Here is a 17,777-nt window from a genome sequence, read left to right as displayed (position 1 = left end):
GTCTCAGCTCCCTTGTCGGTGAATCCGGCCCGTCAGACGTGACGGCCGGAGAAGAACGTCTCGCGCAGCGTGCGCATCCACAGCGGCCGCGCGTCGGCCAGCGCGAGACGGCGCTGCCGCGCGAAGCCATGCCGCGCGAGATGGTCGGCAACCCGCGTGTGGCCGGCCGGCACGGCACAGCCGACCGCTTCGGTACGCAGGTCGTCGAGAAACAGGTAATGCACGACGGACGGCAGCCAGCCGGCCACGCGGTGCGGGCCGCGCCAGCGCGACTCGCCGACCAGCATCCGCAGCCCGCGGTCGTAGTCGCACGCCGCGACGTGCGGCCCGAGCGCGTCCTCCTTCAGCCAGAACGCCTCGAAATACGCGAACGGCTCGCCGTCGAAACAGCCGATCAGCGGCGTCACATGCGGATCGGCTTCCTGCGGCTGCCGGTCTTCCGCGCCGCGTTGCGCGGGCGGTGCGCCCGGCCAGCCGTCGCGCACGCGCGGCTCGTCGAACCAGCGGGCGAGCCGCTCGGCGTCCTCCGCCGGCTGCCAGCCGCGCAGCGTGAAGCGCACGCCGAGCGCCGGCAGGTCGCGCGCGTAGACCTCGCCGCGCGGCGCGGGCGGCCGGCGCGGATGACGCCGGCCGTCGGTGATCGTCGGCAGCGTCGCGCACGGCAAATGCAGACCGACGCGCCACAGGTCGGCCTGTTGCGCCCAGCCATCGCGCAGGCAGCGGCCGCCGTCGGCGAGCACGCCGCTCGCACGCAGCGCGTCGAGCGCGACGGCCGGCCAGGCGGCCGGGTCGAGCCGGATCGCCGCGTGGCACGCGCTGTCCGAAAACGCCGCGGCCAGTGCGGCCAGCAGCGCCCGCCGCTGGTCGGCCGGCGCCGCGCGATGGTTGTAGGCGACGAGGCGCAGCGCGCCGTCGTCGCCGAGCTGCGCGCGCAGCAACTGCGCGCCGATGCCGTCGCCGTGCGCGACGCGGATTTCCGCGCCGTCGCGCACGGCGAACAGGCCGTCCGCGAACGCGAGGCGGTAGGTATCGAGCATCGTGAATCCGTCCGGACGGACTTCAGCCAGCATGGCGCGCCTCCTGTCCCGTTTCCGCCTGGGCGTCGAGCCGCGCGCCGAGTGCCGCGAGCGTCGGCGCCGCGAACACGTCGGCGACCGCCAGCGCATGACCGGCGCGGCCGGCCGCGTCGACGAAGCGCACGACGTCGAACGACGTCGCGCCGGCTTCGAACAGATCCGCATCGGGCTCGGGAGCGGCCGTCGCGAACGTGTCCGACCACAGCGCGGCGAGCACGGCGGCTGCATGCGACGGCATGGCGTCGGGCCGCGTTACCGCGTTGACGTGGGCGCCGAACGCAGCCTGCTCGGCTGCACGGGCATCAGGCGCGCCGAGCGCCGCTTCCGACGCGCCGGCGAAACGCGCGACTTCGTCGTGGTACAGCTCGACGAGCGCCTCGACGAAGTCGCGCGCGAGCAGTTCGTCCGCATACGAGAACGCGGCGCTCACGCGGCCGTCCGGATGCTCGACGACGTCCAGCTCCAGCGTGAACACGACGCGATGGCGCACGTCGTCGAATTCGGTCAGCGACAGGCCGGCCCAGTCGCGTGCGGCGGCACCGGTCGGGCGCAGGTAGTTGAACATCACCTGGAACAGCGGATTGGCCTGCGCGGCGCGCGGCGCACGCAGCGCGGCCACGACGTCGGCGAACGGCACGTCGGCATGCGCATACGCGGCGAGCGCCGTGTCGCGCACCTGCGCGAGCACGTCCGCGCGGCGCGCGGCCGGGTCGATCCGCGTGCGCACGACGACCGAGTTGATGAACAGGCCGAGCGCCGCGCGGGCCGCGTCGCCGGTGAGCTCGCGCGTCGACGCGAGCACGCCGACCGGCTGGTCGGCCACGCCCGTCGCGCGGAACAGCGCGGTGTTGAGCGCCGCGTGCAGCAGCATCGGCAGCGTCGCGTGCGAGGCCGACGCGGCGTCGCGTGCCGCGCGAATCAGCTGCGCATCGAATTCGAACGCGATGCGGGCCGCGCGCCATTGCGGCACCGCCGGCGCGTCGGCGCGCTGTGGCAGCACGCGCGACGGCAGATCGGCGAGCGCATCGCGCCAGTACGCGACACGCGCCGGATGGCACGGCGCGGGGAGCACGAGCGGGACGGCCAGTTGGACGGCCGGTCGGACGGCCGGCTGATCGGCTTCGTCGGCCGGCACGGCGCTGCCTTGCACGCGGGCGACATAGCGGGCGCGCACCGCGTCGAGCCACAGCTCGATCGATTCGCCATCCGACACGATGTGGTGGATCGTCACCGACAGCACGTGATCGTCCGCCGCGAGCCGCAGCACGCGGGCGCGCCACAGCGGTGCGTCGGTCGCGAGGTCGAACGGCGCGAGCGCATCCTCATCGGTCAGCGCGGCCGCGCGGGCCAGTGCATCGGCTTGCGTCGACAGGTCGATCACCGGCAGCGCGACGGCAACGTCTGCGTCGATCCGTTGGCCCGGCAGCGCGCCGTCGCGGACGACGAGCCGTGCCCGCAGCGCCGGATGCCCGGCTGCCACCTCCGCGAACGCGGCGCGCAGCGCATCGACATCGAGCGGCCCGCGCACGCGCAACGCAACCGGAATGTTGTACGCGGCGCTGTCCGGCTGCGCGCGCCACAGGAACCACAGGCCGAGCTGCGCGGGCGACAGCGGCCACACGCCGTGGGCGTCCGGTTTGACCACGGCGACGCCTGGCGCCGTGGCGCCGGTATGCGCGGCGCGCGGCGCATCGGCCACCTGCCGCGCGTATTGCGCGAGCACGGGCGCCTCGAACAGCGCACGCACCGGCACGTCGCGGCCGAGCCGTTCGGCCACGCGCGTCGCGACACGCACGGCCGCGAGCGAATGGCCGCCGAGATCGAAGAAGTGATCGCCGCGGCCGACGCGTTCCAGGTTCAGCACGTCGCACCAGATCGCCGCGAGCGCGGCTTCGTCGCCGTCGTGCGGCGCCTCGTACGCGCGTTCGACACGCACCGGCGCCGGCAGCCGCGCACGGTCGACCTTGCTGTTCGCGTTGCGCGGCAGCGCATCGAGCACGATCAGTTGCGCGGGCACCATGTAATCGGGCAGCGTGCGGCGCAGGTGCGCGTCGAGCGTCGCGGCTTCGACCGGCTGCGCGGCCGCCTGCGCCTCCGCGGTCAATTCGACATACGCGACGAGCTGCGCGAGCGCGCCCTGTCCGTGCACGACCGCGCAGGCTTCGCGCACCGCGTCGTGCGCGGCGAGCTGCGCTTCGATTTCGCCGAGTTCGATGCGCAGGCCGCGCAGCTTCACCTGGTGATCGACGCGGCCGATGAAATCGAACACGCCGTCCGCGCGGCGCCGCACGAGGTCGCCGGTACGGTACAGCCGCGCGCCCGGCGCGCCGTACGGATCGGGCACGAAACGCTCGGCCGTCAGCGCCGGGCGATCGAGATAGCCGCGCGCGACGCCGATGCCCTCGCCGCCCAGGTACAGTTCGCCGATCACGCCGACCGGCAGCGGATGCAGCCGCGCGTCGAGCACGTGCGCGGTGCGCGCGCCGACCAGCGTGCCGATCGGCAGATACGCGGCATCGCCGAGTTTCGCGAGATCGTCGCCGGGCCGGAACATCCACAGCGTCGGCGTGATGACCGTTTCGGTCGGGCCGTAACCGTTGACCACGCGCACGTTCGGCAGCGCGCGGCGCAGCATCGCGAACGCCTCGCGCGACGTCGCCTCGCCGCCGACGGTCAGCGAACGCAGCGTCGGCGGTGCGCCGTGCGCGAGCGCCCATTCGGCGAGCTGTGCCGCGCAGCCGGGCGGCACGTAGGTCATCGTCACGCCGTCGCGCATCATCATCGCGCAGGTCTGCGCGGGCGGCCACAGCACGTCGGCCGTCACCGACACCGCGGCGCCCGACATGTATTGCGAAAACCAGCCTTCGTGCGCGCCGTCGAAATTGACCGACTGAAACAGCAGGAACACGTCGTTCTCGCCCGCGCCGTAGCGCTCGGCGATCGCCGCGCAATGCAGGGCGAACGACGCGTGGTCGACGATCACACCCTTCGGCTTGCCGGTCGAACCCGACGTGTAGATCGCATACGCCGCATGGCCGGGCAGCACGTCCGGCAGCGCGACGTGCGCGGCTTCGTCGAGTGTATCGATTGCGTCCGCGCGCCACACGCGCAGTTCCGGCAATTCGGGCAACGACGCGGCGCTCGCGCCGTCGGTCAGCACGTGCGCGATGTTCGCATCGCCGACGATCTGCGCGAGCCGTTCGCGCGGATGCGCCGGATCGAGCGGCACGAACGCGGCGCCCGACTTCAGCACCGCGATCAGCGCGACGAGCAGGTCGACCGAACGCTGCAGCGCGACGCCGACGCGCATCTCGGGCCGCACGCCGGCCGCCACCAGATGGCGCGCGAGGCGCGCCGCGCGGGCATCGACTTCGCCGCGCGTCAACGCGCGATCGACGTCGGCGACGCCGCGTGCGTCGGGCCGTGCGTGCGCATGCGCGGCGATGCGTGCATGCACCGGCACGAACGGCTCGGCATCGGTCGCGCCGGCCGGCGCGTTCCATGCGAACAGCTGCGCACGTTCGTCGGCCGGCAGCCAGTCGAGATCGCCGATCGGCAGGTCGGGACGCGCGAGCGCATCGGTCAGCAGCGTGACGAAGCGCGCGGCCAGCCGTGCGATCGCGTCCGCATCGAACAGGTCGAGCGCGTAGATGAAGGCGGCGTCGAAGGTGCCGTCCGGCGTCGCTTCGACGGACAGCGTCAGGTCGAACTTCGCGGACGGCGTGCCGGACGGCAGCAACGCGGCCGACGCCGCGCCGAGCGCCGGCAGCGCGCGGCGTTCGCCATACGCGGCCATCACCTGGAACAGCGGATGGTGGCTCGCGCTGCGCGGCACGCCGAGCGCGTCGACCACCTGTTCGAACGGCACGTCCTGGTGCATCTGCGCGTCGACGAGCGCGCGCTGCGTGCGTTCGACCAGCGACGAGAAATCGCCGTGCGCGGGCACGTCGACGTCGATCGCCAGCGTGTTGACGAAGAAGCCGATCAGGCCGGCGACTTCCGCGCGCTCGCGGTTCGCGGCCGGCACGCCGACGCAGATCCGCGCGTCGCCGGTCGCGCGCGCCAGCAGCGCATCGAGCGCGGCGAGCAGCACCGCGAACGGCGTCGCGCCGGATGCGGCCGCGAACGCGCGCAGCTGCGCGCCGAGGCGCGCGTCGAGCAAAAACACATGACGCGCGCCGCGCGCACTGCGCCGGGCCGGCCGGGCGCTCGCGCCGGGCAGCGTCAGCACACCGCGCTGCGGATCGAGCCGTTCGCGCCAGAACGCGAGCTGACGGTCGCGCTCGCCGGCATCGAGCCAGCGGCGCTGCCACAGCGCGTAGTCGGCATACTGGATCGGCAACGGCGCGAGCGGCACCGGTTCGCCCGACGCATACGCACGATAGAACGCGGCGAGTTCGGACAGCATCACGCCCGACGACCAGCCGTCCGACACGATGTGATGGACGGTCAGCGCGAGCCAGTGATGCGTCGCGTCGAAGCGCACCAGATGCGCGCGCACGAGCGGCGCCGTGCCGAGATCGAACGGTTCGGCCTCGTCGGCCGTCGCGACGGCTTCCGCGCGCGCTACGCGTTGCGCGTCCGGCAACGCTTCGAGATCGGTTTCGCGCCACGGGCAGCGCAGCGGTGCGTGGATCGTCTGCGCGACGCCGTCCTGCGCTTCGTCGAAAGTCGTACGCAGCGCTTCATGGCGCGCGATCAGTGCGTCGCACGCGAGGCGCAGCGCATGTACGTCGAGCGGGCCCGTCAGCGCCAGGCGCTCGGTGATGTGATACGCGTCCGGCGCATCGATCAGCCGCGCGTGCAGCCACAGCCGCGTCTGCGCGAACGACGCCGGCACGCGGTCGGTACGCGGCGTGCGCGGCGGGATCGGCAGCACGCGAAAGTCGATGCCGGCCGCGCCGAGTTTGTCGATGAAGACCGCGCGCTGCGCGTCGGGCAGTTGCGCGAAACGCGTCGCGAGCGCGAGCCAGTCGGGTTGCACCTTCGTCATCCGTCGTCCTTATTGGGTTTCCAGTTCGCCGAGCAGCGCGTCGATCGCGCTCGCCGCATCGGTCGCGCCGCGTGCCGCGCAGGCCGCGTCGATCGCTTCCGCGCAGCGCGCCAGCGTGCGCGTGTCGAACAGCGTGCGCAGCGGCAGCGCCAGGCCCCAGTGCAGGTTGGCCTGCGCGTGGGCCTGCGTCGCGAGCAGCGAATGGCCGCCGAGCAGGAAGAAATCGCCGTCGCGGCCGATCGCGTCCACGTGCAGCACGCGTTGCCAGATGTCGGCGAGCGCGCGCTCGGTGTCGGTCGCGAGTTCGACGGCGTCGGCCGCTTCACGCACCGGCGCGGGTAGCGCATGGCGATCGCACTTGCCGTTCGGCGTGACCGGCAATGCGTCGAGCTCGATCAGCTGCGACGGCACCATGTACGCCGGCAGTTGCGCGCGCAGCGCGTCGAGCAGCGCCGCACGGTCGAGCGGGCCGGCCTCGCCGCGGGCGACATAGCCGATCAGTTGCTCGTCGCGCACGATCACGACCGCATCGTTGACGCCCGGCGCCGCGCGCAGCAGCGCCTCGATCTCGCCCGGCTCGATCCGCTGGCCGCGCAGCTTCACCTGCGTGTCGACCCGGCCGAGGTAGTCGAGCGCGCCGTCCGCGCGCCGGCGCGCGAGGTCGCCGGTGCGGTACATGCGGGCGCCCGGCACGAACGGATCGGGTACGAACCGCTCGGCGGTCAGCGCGGGACGGCCGAGATAGCCGCGCGCGAGGCCCGCGCCCGCGAGATACAGTTCGCCGGTCGCGCCGGCCGGCACCGGCTGCCACGCGGCATCCAGCACGTGCAGTTGCAGGTTCGCGATCGGATGGCCGATCGGCACCGCGACCGCTTGCGCGTCGTCGGGCCCGCAGGTCCAGTGCGACACGTCGATCGCGGCCTCGGTCGGCCCGTACAGGTTCACGAGCGTCGCGTTCGGCAACAGGCGCGCCATCTTCGCGACGAGCTCGGGCGCCAGCGCCTCCCCGCTCGCGACGATCAGGCGCACGCTGTCGCATTGCGCGGCGGCCGAGAAATCGTCGAGATGCGCGGCGAACGCGGCGAGCATCGACGGCACGAAATGCAGCACCGTCACGCCGTGCGCGTGGATCGCGGCAGCCAGACGCGCCGGATCGCGGTGGTCGCCGGGCGCGGCGATCGCGAGCTTCGCACCGATCGCGAGCGGCCACACGAATTCCCACACCGACACGTCGAAGCCGAACGGCGTCTTGTGCAGCACGACGTCGTCGCCCGTCAGCCGGTACGCATGCTGCATCCACGCGATCCGGTTCGCGAGCGCGCCGTGCGTGTTGCCGGCGCCCTTCGGCTTGCCGGTCGAGCCGGACGTGTAGATCAGGTACGCGAGCTGCGCGTCGTCGATCGCCGCGGTTTCATCGGCGATATCGCCCGCTTCGTCGGCCAACAGATCCGCGACCGTCAGCAGCTGTGTATCGGCGCCCTCGCCCAGCGCGGCCTCGACCTGCTCGCGCAGATGCGCCTGCGTGATCGCGACGGCCGGCCGCGCGTCGCGCAGCAGGTATGCGATGCGCTCGGCCGGATAGTCGGGATCGACCGGCAGGTACGCGGCGCCGGCCTTCAGCACGCCGACGAGCGCCATCACCATGTCGAACGAACGCTCGACGCACAGCGCGACCGGTGTGTCGGGCCGCACGCCGCGCCGGCGCAGCGCGGCCGCGATGCGCGACGTGGCGGCGTCGAGTTCGCGATAGGTCGCACGCTGCACGCGGCCGTGAGTGTCCGCGTACTCGAGTGCGATCGCGTCGGGCGTCGCGCGTGCCGCATCGACGAATTGCAGGTGCAGCGGCTGCCGTTGCCCGGGCGGCCAGGTCCGCGCGGTGTCCTGCGCACGTACCAGCGCGTCGCGGGTCGCCTCATCGGCGATCGACAACGTGCCGAGCCGCGCGTCCGGCGTGCGGGCCAGCGCATCGAGCGCGCAGGCAAACGCGCGATGCCAGGTCTCGACTTGACGCGCATCGACGCGTGCGGTGTCGTACCCGTAGTCGATCGTCAGTTCGGCGCCGCTCTCGATCACGAGCGTCAGCGCGAAATCGGTCGCTTCGATGCTGCGCACGCCGCTCAACGCCAGCGCGCGCGGATCGGCGTCGCGCACCGACTCGTCGACCGGATAGTTCTCGAACACGACCAGCGTGTCGAACAGTGCGCCGCCCGACCCGCGCGCCCAGCGCTGGATGTCGGCGAGCGGCGTGTGCGCGTGTTCGGCGGCGGCCGCGTTCTCGCGCTGCAGCGTGTGCAGCCAGTCGGCCGCACGTTGCTGCGGCGCCGGCGCGGTGATGACCGGCAGCGTGTTGATGAAGAGACCGAGCACCGAATCGACGTCCGCGAGCGCATCGGGACGGCCCGCGACGGTCGCGCCGAACGCGACGGCCGGCTGGTGCGTCATCCGTTGCAGCGCGAGCGCCCACGCGCCCTGCACCAGCGTGTTGACGGTCAGCTTCAGCGCGCGGGCGGTCTGCGCGACGCGCGTCATCGTGTCGGCATCGAGCGTCGCGCGCCACGTGACCATCTCGGCTTCCGCGCGGTCGGCCGTGCGTTCCGCGATCAGCGTCGGTGCGTCGAGCCGTGCCAGGCGCCCGGTCCAGAAGCGCTCGTCGGCATCGCGGTCACGCGTGCCGAGCCATGCGATGAAATCGCGATAGCGCAATGCCGGACGGCTCGCGAACGGCGACACGGCGTCCGGGTCGCGATAGTCGCGCAGCACGTCGGCGAGCAGGCGCGCGGTGCTCCAGCCGTCGAGCAATACGTGGTGACGCGTCCAGACGACCCGCCACGCGTCGTCCGTCACGCGGATCAGCGTGAGCCGCATCAGCGGCGGCTCGCGCCAGTCGAAGCCGCGCGTGCGGTCGGCCGCGAGCCAGGCGTCGAAATCGGCGTCGAGCGTGTCGCCGCGCGTGCGCCAGTCGAGCTGTTCGACCGGCATGCGCGCGTGACGATGCACGCACTGCAGCGGCGCGGCTTCGTCCGGCATCACGCTCGTGCGCAGGATGTCGTGACGCGCGATGGACGCGTCGAACGCGGCCGCGAGCCGGTCGGCGTCGAGCGCCGTCGCGGTCGCGACGAGCTGGTTCACGTAGCTCGCGTGGCCGGGCGCGAACAGCGCATGGAACAGGATGCCCTGCTGCATCGGCGACAGCGGATACACGTCGTCGATCGTGCGCCAGTCGAGCGGCGCGCGTTCGATCGCGCCCTGCGTGAGGCCGGCGGCCTGCGCGAGCGGGAAATCGCCCGGCGTCGCGCCGGCGCCGCGATGCGCGACGCGTGACGCGCAGGCGTCGACGAGTTCGCGCAGCGCGGCCGCGAAGCGTTCGGCGAATGCGTCGATCGTCGCGCGTTCGAATTGCGGCGCACCGTAGACCCAATGGACCTTCAGCGTGCGCGCGCCGTCGCCGTCCGTGTCGAGGTACGCATGGATCGCGAGCGTGTTGCCGAGCGGTCCGTTCGGATCGCGCTCGGTGCCGGTGCCGCCGAAACGCGGCACGAGCGTCGCCTCGCGCGGCGCGTCGAACTGGCCGAGATAGTTGAACGTGACGCGCGGGCGCGGCACGGCGGCCAGCGCCGCGCGCGTGGCTGCATCGCCATAGTGTGCGAGCACGCCGAAGCCTAGCCCCTTGTGCGGCACCGCGCGCAGCGTGTCCTTGACCGCGCACAGCGTGTCGCGGGCCGTCTCTTCGACCGGCAGCGTCACCGGGTAATGGCTCGTCAGCCAGCCGATCGTGCGGCTGGCGTCCGCATCGTCGAACAGCGCTTCGCGGCCGTGTCCTTCCAGTTCGACCCGGCACGATGCGGCGCCGCGCGCGCCGGCCAGCGCCAGCGCGAGCGCCGCGCCGAGCAGCTCGATCGTCTGCGTGCGATAGGCCGCGTGCGCGTCGGTCAGCGCGGCGCGCGTCAATGCCGCGTCGATCGTCTGCACGACGACGGCCGCATCGGCGTTCGTCGCCGCCGCGTCGGGGTGATCGGCCACGATGTCGTCGCCCTGAGCCATGCCGGCCCAGTAGGCGGCTTCGGCCGCGAACGGCGACGCCGGTTCCGTCGCCGCGCGGGCGAGCCGTGCGGCCCAGGCGTCCGCGCGCAGGCCGGGCTGCGACAGGCGAACCGGCGTGCGCTCGCATGCGGCGCGATAGGCGCTGTCCAGGTCGTCGAGCAGGATGCGCCACGACACGCCATCGACGATCGCGTGGTGAATCGCGAGATAAAGCCGGGTCGAACCGTCCGGCAACCGTGCCGCGCACGCGCACGCGAGCGGCCCGTTGCCGAGGTCGAGACGGCGCTGCAGCGCGTCGAAGCGTGCCAGCGCGTCGGCTTCGTCGCGTGCGGCGACTTCCACGAACGGCAGCGCATCGTACGGTTTCGCCGCATCGCTCGCGTGCCACGTGCCGTCGGCGCCGCGTGCGAAGCGCTGGCGGAATGCATCGTGATGCGTGAGCACCGCGTCGAATGCGCGGGCGAATGCGTCTGCATCGAACGCGCCCCGCACATCGAACGACACCGACTGGTTCCAGTGGCCGCGGTGCGGAATATCAAGCACGAAGAAGCGCTGCTGCGCGGGCGTCAGGATCGCGGCGGCAGCCGGCGAGGCCGTGGCAGCCGCAGTCGCGGTCGGAACCGCGCTCGCCGGCTGCGCGGCAACGGCCGTGTCGTCGATTTTCGCCACGCGCGCGAGTTCGGCGACGGTCGGCCCGTCGAACAGTTGCTTCGGCGTGAAGCGCACGCCGCGCTTGCGCGCACGGGCGATCACCTGCAGCACGAGGATCGAATCGCCGCCGAGTTCGAAGAAGTTGTCGTCGCGGCCGACCTTCGGCGCCTTCAGCACGGCCTGCCAGACGTCGGCGAGCACCGTTTCGACCGCGCCCTGCGGCGCATCGCTGGATGCGACTACAACCGGCACGGCTGCGAGTTCGCGCAACGCCGCGCGATCGATCTTGCCATTCCCGGTCACCGGCAGGCGCGCCAGTGCGACGAACTGCGCGGGCACCATGTAGTCGGGCAGCTTCGCGGCGAGCGCGGCGCGCACCTCGGCTTCGTCGAATGCCGCGCCGTCGCGCATCACGACGAAGGTCGCGAGCCGCAGGCGGCCATCGTGCTCGATCGCGAGCGTTTCGGCCTGCGCGATCGGGCCGGCCGCACGCACGGCCGCACTCACCTCGCCCGGCTCGACGCGGTAGCCGCGGATCTTCACCTGATCGTCGATCCGGCCGAGGAACGCGAGGCGTCCGTCCGTACGCAGCCGTACGCGGTCGCCCGTGCGATACAGCCGTGCGCCGGGCGTGAACGGATCGGGCACGAAGCGCTCGGCGGTTTGCGCCGGCCGTCCGAGGTAGCCGCGCGCGACGCCCGGCCCGCCCAGATACAGCTCGCCCGTCGCGCCGGCCGGCACGCACGCGCCGAACGCGTCGAGCACCAGCGCGCGCGCATTCGGCAGCGGCAGCCCGAGCGGCACGCCGCTCGCGGGATCGCGCGCGTCGGCGGCAATCGACGCCGTATCGCACGCGAGCGCGCCGACCGTCGCTTCGGTCGGCCCGTAATGGTTGATCACGCGGCACGCCGGCGCGAGCGCGGCCAGGCGCGCGAAGAGCGCCCACGTGAGCGTTTCGCCGCCCGTCACGAGCGCGTGGCGCGGCAGCACGTCGGCCGGCACGCGCGCGTCGAGCAACGCCTGCAGATGGCTCGGCACGATCTTCAGCACGTCGACTTCACGGCGGCGCATTTCGTCGGCGAACAGGTCCGGATCGAATGCGCAAGCGGCCGGCAGCAGATGGAGCGTACGGCCCGCGCACAATGCGCCGAACAGCGTCGTGTGGCCGAGATCGGCCGCGACCGTCGACACCATTGCGAACGACGCATCGGGCGCGAACGCGAGTTCGTCGAGCATCCCCTGCACGTAGTCGGCCAGCGCGCCATGCGATACGACGACGCCCTTCGGCGTGCCGGTCGAGCCGGACGTATAGATCAGGTATGCACCCTGTTCCGGGTGCGGCGCAACGCGCACGCCGGCCGCATGAGCGAGCGTCGCGTCCTGCGCGAGCGCGTCGACGTCGAGCGGCTGCGCGTCGATGCCGGCCGGCCACGCGGCCGGTTCCGCGACGAGCGCCCAGCGCGCGTCGCAGTCGGCGGCAGCCGCGGCGAGACGCGCGGCGGGCTGGGCGGGGTCGAGCAGCACGGCGAGCGCGCCGGCTTTCAGCGCGCCGAGCAGGCCGACGACGAACCGTGTCGAGCGCTCGATGCAGACCACGACGGCCGCTTCGGCGGCCACGCCGCGTTGCGCCAGTGCCCGCGCGATGCGGTTCGATGCGTCGTCGAGTTCCGCGAACGTCAGCGAAGTCGATGCGTCCGACAGCGCGACGCGATGCGGATAGGCAGCCGCCTGCCGCGCAAATGCGGCGACGATGTCGGCATGCTCGATACGCAGCGCGCGACCGTCGCGCGGCTGGCGCGATGCAGCCGACGCATCGCACGGCAGCGCGGCCGTCGTATGCTGCGGAGCGTGCGCGGCCGCGCCGACGAGCGCCGCATAGCTGTCGAGCCACGCACGCGCGGTATCGGCATCGATGCAGTCGGTCGCATAGGCCGCGACCAGTTCGATCCCGTTCGCATCGTCGGTGAAATCCAGCGCGAAGTCGAAGCGCGCGGCGAGATCGGGCCCCGGCGTCGCGACCGCCGTGGCGCGCGGCAGCACGCTGTCGTGCCGTGCGTCGAACTGCTGCGCGAATTTCACGCGCAGCCATTCGTCGCCGCGCTTGACGGGCGGCTTCACCGCATCGACGACGCGCTCGAACGGCACGTCCTGGTGCGCGACCGCATCGAGCGCCGCGGTGCGCGCCGCGTCGACGAGCGCGCGGAACGGCAGCGTCGGCGCCACGCGTACCCGCAGCGCGACCGTGTTCAGGAACAGACCCAGCAATGCACGCGTTTCGGGGCGCTGGCGATGCGCTACCGGCACCGCGACGACGACGTCCGTTTCACCGGTCAGGCGCGACAGCCACGCGTCGAGCGCGGCCAGCAGCACCGTGAAGACGGTCGCCTGGGCGTCCCGTGCGAGTTGCCGCACGTCGGCCGCGACCGCATCGGGCAGGCGCACCGACACGCGGGCGCCCTGCAGCGTGCGCGTGGCGCCCGGCTGGCGGTCGACCGGCAACGCGAGCGGGCCCGGCACGTCGCGCAACGCGCCGCGCCAGTAGTCGAGCTGACGCTCACCCTCGCCGCCGGCCAGCATGTCGCGCTGCCAGTCCGCGTAGTCGGCGTACTGGATCGGCAGATCGGGCAGCGACGGCTCGCGCCCTTCGGCATACGCGCAATACGCGGCCGACAGTTCGTCGAACGCGCAGCGCGAGCTCCAGCCGTCGGTGATCGCGTGATGCGCGGTCAGCAGCAGCCGGTGACGGTCGTCGGCGAGCACGACCAGCGTCGCGCGCAGCAGCGGGCCGCGTGCGAGGTCGAACGGCTCGGCCGCATCGCGCTCGGCCAGACGCGCGGCGTGCGCGTCGCGGGCGGCCGGCGGTTGATCGCGCAGGTCGACCGTGGCGATCGACACCGGCAGATGCGCATGAATCCGCTGCATCACGACGCCGTCGTCGTTGTCGACGAGCGTCGTGCGCCACGCTTCGTGACGGCCGATCACGTGATCGAGCGCGCGCTGCAGCGCGTCGCGGTCGAGCACGCCGTCGATCGTCCAGTGTGCGGCGATGTGATACGCGGCGCTTGCGTCGCGCGTTTGCGCGAGCACCCAGAAACGTTGCTGCGCGAGCGATGCCGCACGATCGACGTACGGCGCGGCCACGGCGGCCGGCGCACGGCGCGCGGTAATCGTGGCGAGCGGTTCGCCGGTCTCGCGTTCCGCGCGATCGACCGTGTCGGCCAACTCGGCGAGCGCCGGATCGGCGAACAGCGTGTCGAGCCGCAGATTCACGCGCACGGCCGCGCGAATCGCGGCCTGCAACTGCATCGCGGCGAGCGAATCGGCGCCCAGCGCGAAGAAACGATCGTCGCGCGACGGCATGACGTCGAGGCCCAGCAGCGTTTGCCAGAGACCGGCGATCTGCCGTTCGGTCGGCGTGCGCGGCGCATCGCCGGCGGCTTGCGTCGTATCGCGCGCGGCGGCAATCCGCTCGCGCAGCGCGGCACGGTCGAGCTTGCCGTTCAGCGTGTACGGCAGCGCATCGCAACGCACGAACCGGTGCGGCTGCCACGCAGTCGGCAACTGCGCGGCCACGTGCGCCTTCAACGCGGCATCGTCGGCCGCCGCGCGCAGCGCGACGCATGCGATCAGCCGCGTCGGCCCGTTGGCGGTTTCGGCGATGACGGCCGCGTCCGCCACGGCCGGGTGCGAGCGCAGGCACGCGGCGATCTCCGCCGGCTCCACGCGCACGCCGCGCACCTGGACCTGATCGTCGAGGCGGCCCCGATAATCGTATGCGCCGTCGTCGCGCAGGCGTGCCAGGTCGCCGGTGCGATAAACGCGCGCGCCGGGCTCACCGTCCGCATCGGGAACGAAACGTTCGGCCGTGAGCGCCGGGCGGCCGTGATAACCGCGGGCGACGCACACACCGCCGAGCAGCAGTTCGCCCACGCCATCGGCTGCCGCGCCGTCGATGCGTGCGGCCCGCGGGCCGATCACGCTACCGATCGGCAACGACGCATACGCGTCGTCCGCGGCCAGCACCGGCGTCTCGCCCGGCTCGACCGGCCACAGCATCGGCGAGATCACGGCCTCGGTCGGCCCGTAACCGTTGATCAGGCGCACGGCCGGGAACGTGCGGCGCACGAATTCGAATGCCTGCTGCGGCAGCGCCTCGCCGCCGAACGCGAGCACGCGCAATGCCGGCGGCACGCCGTCGCGCGCGGCGACGGCCGCGAATTCGCGCAGGTACGCAGGCGGAAACGCGGCGACGTTGACTGCTTCGCGCACCATCAGCGCATGCGCGTCGACCGGCGCGAACGGCTGCGGCGGCGCGACGACGATGCCGGCGCCGACCGCGAGCGGCGCGAGCCAGCATTCGTGCGCGGCGTCGAAATTGACCGACGCGAAATGCAGCAGACGGTCGCCGGCCTCGATCGGCAGCGCGGCGGCAAGCGCGTCGCAGTGCGCGGCGAGCGGCCCGTGCTCGACGACCACCGCCTTCGGCGTGCCGGTCGAGCCCGACGTGTAGATCATGTAGGCGGCCGAACGCGGGTGCACCGCCACGGTGTCGTCATCGAACGCGTGATCCTGCGCGACGCCCGATGCGTCGGCGGTCGCGTCGAACGCGTGTTCGAACGGCGTGCCGAGCGCCGCGCGGCCGGCGGCGTCGACGATGCCGTGCCGCAGTTGCGCATCCTGCACGATCCAGTCGAGGCGCGCGGCCGGATGGCGCGGATCGAGCGGCACGAATACGCCGCCCGCCTTCAGCACGGCCAGCAGCGCGACGAACAGTTCGCCCGAACGCTCGACGCACACGCCGACCCGCACTTCGGCGCCGACGCCGGCCGCGCGCAGTTGCAGCGCGAGCTGCGATGCACGTGCGTCGAGCGCACCGCGCGACAGGCGCAGGTCGTTCTGGAAAGGCACCGCGATGGCGGGTGCGTCGGGCGCGAGGCGCGCCAGTTCGCGGATTCGGTGATGCAGCGCAGTCGGGAAACTCGTCATGTGCGTGAAGTCCTTCGGTCCGGCCGCTTCGGCCAAGTCTCGGGGCCGCTTGGGGCGGCTTCACTGGTGTGACGAACGGCGCGGCCGATTTTTTACCGTTTTGCGTGCAAAGTGCGTGCGGCGGCTTTTTTTGACGATGGGGCTAAATATTTGCGCGGCCCGTTCGTCTATCAGGGAGGAAAGCCGGGAATGGGGCGCGCCCCCCGCCCGCCGCTTTCGCGTCAGATTTGCCGTTTCCGCTTGATTGCCTGCCTTCCCTTTACCGACGTTGCCGATGACAGCCGCCCACGAGCCTTCTTCCCCGCCGTCCCTCGACGCTTCCCCCGGCCGCCCCGCGGCGCGCCTGATCCTTGCGCTGCTGCGCGAAAGCCGTGTGTCGCTCACGCTGGCGCTCACCGCCTGCGTGCTGAACGGCGTCGCGAGCGTGCTGCTCGTCGCGACGCTGAACCGTGCGCTGTCGCAACCGGGCGCCGCCGATGCGTCGCTCGCGTGGCGCTTCGCGCTGTGCGCGGTGATCGCGCTCGTCACGCGGATCGTGTCGGGCACGCTGTTCGCCCGTCTGTCGCAGGACACGATGGCGCGGCTGCGCGTGCATCTGGCGCGGCGCGTCGGCGCGGCCGAATTGCGCGACATCGAGCGGATCGGCGCCGCGCCCGTGCAGTCGGTGCTGACCGACGACGCGACCAACGTGTCGATGCTGTTCTTCGCGCTGCCGAACCTCGTCATGCACGGCTCGATCGTGTTCGGCTGCCTCGGCTATCTGGCGTGGCTGTCGTGGCCCGTGTGCCTGCTGGCGCTGGCCGCGATCATCGCCGGCTCGCTCGGCTATCACACCGGCGACCGCCGCGCGATCGCGTCGCTCGAAGCCGCCGGCCACGCGCAGGACCGCCTGTTCGGCTATCTCGGCTCGCTGTTCTCCGGCGCGAAGGAACTGAAGCTGCACGATGCGCGCGCCCGCCAGTTCGTCGACGGCCAGCTCGGCGCCGCGATCGGCGAAGTGCGCGACCACCGACGCCGCGCGTTCAGCGCGTATGCGGTCGGGGTCGGCTGGATCATCTTCCTGTTCTACGTGTTCCTCGGCGTCGCGTCGTTCTGGCCGCAGCTCGGCGTGCATGCCGACCCGGCCGCGGCCGCCGGCTACGTCGTCGTGTTCCTGTTCATGCTGGTGCCGCTCGACGGCCTGCTGAACAACCTGCCGACCGTCAACGCGGCGCGCGTGTCGCTCACGCGGATCGAAGGCGTGATGGCCGAGTTCGGCGCGCTGCGCACGGTGCCGCCCGCGGCCGATGCGCCCGACGTGCCGCCGGCCGGCGCCGTCACGCTGCGCGGCGTCACGCACGCGTACTTCCACGAACGCGACGAACGGATGTTCAGCATCGGGCCGATCGACCTGACGATCAAGCCGGGCGAGCTCGTGTTCATCGTCGGCGGCAACGGCAGCGGCAAGACCACGCTCGCGAAGGTGCTGACGGGGCTCTACGAGCCCGAGCAAGGCACGATCGAGGTCGACGGCCGCACGATCGGCTGGCGCGAGCGCGCGGCCTACCGGCAGCGCTTCAGCGCGGTGTTCAACGATTTCCACCTGTTCGATGCGCTGCTCGGCATCGTCGATCCCGACGATCCGTCGCGTGCGCAGGCCGATGCGCGAGCGAACGCGCTCGTCGCGAAACTCGCGCTCGATCACAAGGTGAAGGTGGTCGACGGCGCGTTCTCGACGCGCGCGCTGTCGACCGGGCAGCGCAAGCGGCTCGCGCTCGTCGTCGCGTACCTGGAAGATCGTCCGTTCTACCTGTTCGACGAATGGGCGGCCGACCAGGACCCGTCGTTCAAGGCGGTGTTCTATGAACAATTGCTGCCGGAGCTGCGCGCGCGCGGCAAGGCCGTGATCGTGATCACGCACGACGACCGCTACTTCGATCTCGCCGACCGTCTGCTGAAGCTCGACAACGGGCGCATCGTCAGCGACACGCAACCGGCGCGCCTGCGTGCGCAGGATGGCGTCGATGCGCTGAGCGCGTAACACGACGACA

At 72.3% G+C, this 17,777-nt stretch carries 4 protein-coding genes; 1 reads left to right on the top strand and 3 read right to left on the bottom strand.

What is annotated here, in order from left to right; genetic code table 11:
• Positions 1 to 32 precede the first annotated feature (32 nt).
• The 3 genes from H0X95_RS26715 to H0X95_RS26705 are packed head-to-tail and all read right to left on the bottom strand — an operon-like array spanning position 33 to position 15,747.
• Positions 33 to 1,070, bottom strand: a complete 1,038-nt coding sequence (locus H0X95_RS26715) for a GNAT family N-acetyltransferase (protein WP_125333104.1) — start codon at positions 1,068 to 1,070, stop codon at positions 33 to 35.
• Positions 1,060 to 6,069: a non-ribosomal peptide synthetase gene (locus tag H0X95_RS26710; RefSeq protein WP_196446284.1), complete on the bottom strand. Its 5,010-nt coding sequence runs from the start codon at positions 6,067 to 6,069 to the stop codon at positions 1,060 to 1,062. The genes H0X95_RS26715 and H0X95_RS26710 overlap by 11 nt, the downstream gene beginning before the upstream one ends.
• A gap of 9 nt (positions 6,070 to 6,078) precedes the next feature.
• Positions 6,079 to 15,747, bottom strand: coding sequence for a non-ribosomal peptide synthetase (locus H0X95_RS26705; protein WP_196446283.1), 9,669 nt, complete (start codon positions 15,745 to 15,747; stop codon positions 6,079 to 6,081).
• Positions 15,748 to 16,021: 274 nt separating this feature from the next.
• Between H0X95_RS26705 and H0X95_RS26700 the strand changes: the two genes are divergently transcribed.
• Entirely contained in the window at positions 16,022 to 17,767 is a 1,746-nt protein-coding gene (locus H0X95_RS26700) for a cyclic peptide export ABC transporter (protein WP_006499077.1), read from the top strand.
• The last annotated feature ends 10 nt before the right edge of the window (positions 17,768 to 17,777 follow it).

Source organism: Burkholderia sp. 9779_493 (genome assembly GCF_015712215.1).
In the GTDB taxonomy this organism is placed as follows: Bacteria; Pseudomonadota; Gammaproteobacteria; order Burkholderiales; family Burkholderiaceae; genus Burkholderia; species Burkholderia cenocepacia.
This window is presented reverse-complemented; position numbering and strand designations above follow the sequence as displayed.

Coding starts and splice junctions, on each gene's coding strand:
- H0X95_RS26705 (WP_196446283.1), bottom strand. CDS start 15,747: ATGACGAGTTTCCCGACTGCGCTGCATCACCGAATCCGCGAACTGGCG.
- H0X95_RS26700 (WP_006499077.1), top strand. CDS start 16,022: ATGACAGCCGCCCACGAGCCTTCTTCCCCGCCGTCCCTCGACGCTTCC.
- H0X95_RS26715 (WP_125333104.1), bottom strand. CDS start 1,070: ATGCTGGCTGAAGTCCGTCCGGACGGATTCACGATGCTCGATACCTAC.
- H0X95_RS26710 (WP_196446284.1), bottom strand. CDS start 6,069: ATGACGAAGGTGCAACCCGACTGGCTCGCGCTCGCGACGCGTTTCGCG.